The 1,233-nt window shown below is 67.4% G+C and carries 2 protein-coding genes; both read left to right on the top strand.

Annotated features, from left to right (window positions below):
- The first annotated feature begins 138 nt into the window (after positions 1-138).
- Positions 139-483, top strand: a complete 345-nt coding sequence (locus ACO6VM_RS07150) for a carboxymuconolactone decarboxylase family protein (RefSeq protein WP_401058225.1) — start codon at positions 139-141, stop codon at positions 481-483.
- Positions 484-562: 79 nt separating this feature from the next.
- Complete coding sequence (locus ACO6VM_RS07155) at positions 563-1,132, top strand: GNAT family N-acetyltransferase (protein ID WP_401058223.1); 570 nt, start codon at positions 563-565, stop codon at positions 1,130-1,132.
- Positions 1,133-1,233: the final 101 nt, after the last annotated feature.

The following is a 1,233-nucleotide window of genomic DNA, read 5'->3' on the forward strand; positions in this document are numbered from 1 at the left end:
TGCTGTCCACCCGGGGGGGAAACCCCCCCTCCAGTGGGGGGGTGGTCCTCCCCCGCGATGTTTTCACCAGATGAAAACACTCTCCCCATCATCGACTAGCCTGAAAGCTCCCCCGACCAACCTGACAAGGTGAAGACGATGAGCATGATGGACTGGGACGCCTACCGTAAGCAGTTGATGGCCGGCATCGGCGATCTCAAGCAACTGTCTCCCGACACCGTGGCCGGCTACATGACCGCCAGCGGCGCCGGGGCCAAGACCAATCACCTGGACGCCAAGACCCGCGAGCTGATCTCCCTGGCCGTGGCGGTAACCACCCGCTGCGACGGCTGCATCGCCGTGCATTCGCAGCAGGCGGTCAAGCACGGCGCCACCCGCGAAGAGATCGCCGAGGCCCTCGGCGTGGCGGTGGCGATGAATGCCGGCGCCGCCCTGGTGTACTCGGCCCGGGCCCTGGATGCGGTCGGCAAAGCCAGTACCTAGCCCCTTCACGGCGCCAGCGCCCTTGCGCGCCGGCGCCGCGACACCCAGACTTGGCGGCCCAGCCCGCGCAGGAGCCGCCATGATCCACATCCGCCCCATGACCCCGGAAGACTTCCCGCGCTTCTGGCCAACCTTCCAGGCCATCGTCCAGGCCCGCCAGACCTACGCCTTCGACCCCGCCCTGAGTTACGAGCAGGCCCTGGCGCTGTGGCTTGAAGCACCGCTGCGCACCCTGGTGGCCGAAGAAGACGGCGAGCTGCTCGGTTCCTACTACCTCAAGGCCAATGCCGCCGGCCCCGGCGCACATGTTGGCAACTGCGGCTACATGGTCTGCGAGGACGCCCGGGGCCGCGGTGTGGCACGGCTGATGTGCGAACACTCGCAGAAGCTGGCACGCCAGGAAGGCTTGCTCGCCCTGCAGTTCAATTCGGTGGTGGCGACCAACGAGGTGGCCGTGGCGCTGTGGCACAAGCTCGGTTTCGAGACGGTCGGGCGCCTGCCCCGGGCCTTCCGCCACGCCCAGCTGGGGCTGGTGGACTGCCTGGTGATGTACAAGTGGCTGGCCGATGAGCCCGTCGTGGAAAAGCCACCCCTGCTGATCGGCCGCAAGAATATCGAAGCACGGGTGTCGCGCCGGCGCGGTCGCTGAGCATGGATTAGCTGCGACACCTGTCAGGCCCCCATCGCCGGCAAGCCGGCTCCCCCAACAGCAAAACATCACCCCCCGGGGGACGAGCTGTTCGGGATGAG

Source organism: Pseudomonas sp. GZD-209, from assembly GCF_049310485.1.
In the GTDB taxonomy this organism is placed as follows: domain Bacteria; phylum Pseudomonadota; class Gammaproteobacteria; order Pseudomonadales; family Pseudomonadaceae; genus Aquipseudomonas; species Aquipseudomonas sichuanensis.

Bases quoted from the DNA above. Each gene is read 5' to 3' on its own strand.
- ACO6VM_RS07150 (WP_401058225.1), top strand. From the start codon at position 139: ATGAGCATGATGGACTGGGACGCCTACCGTAAGCAGTTGATGGCCGGC.
- ACO6VM_RS07155 (WP_401058223.1), top strand. From the start codon at position 563: ATGATCCACATCCGCCCCATGACCCCGGAAGACTTCCCGCGCTTCTGG.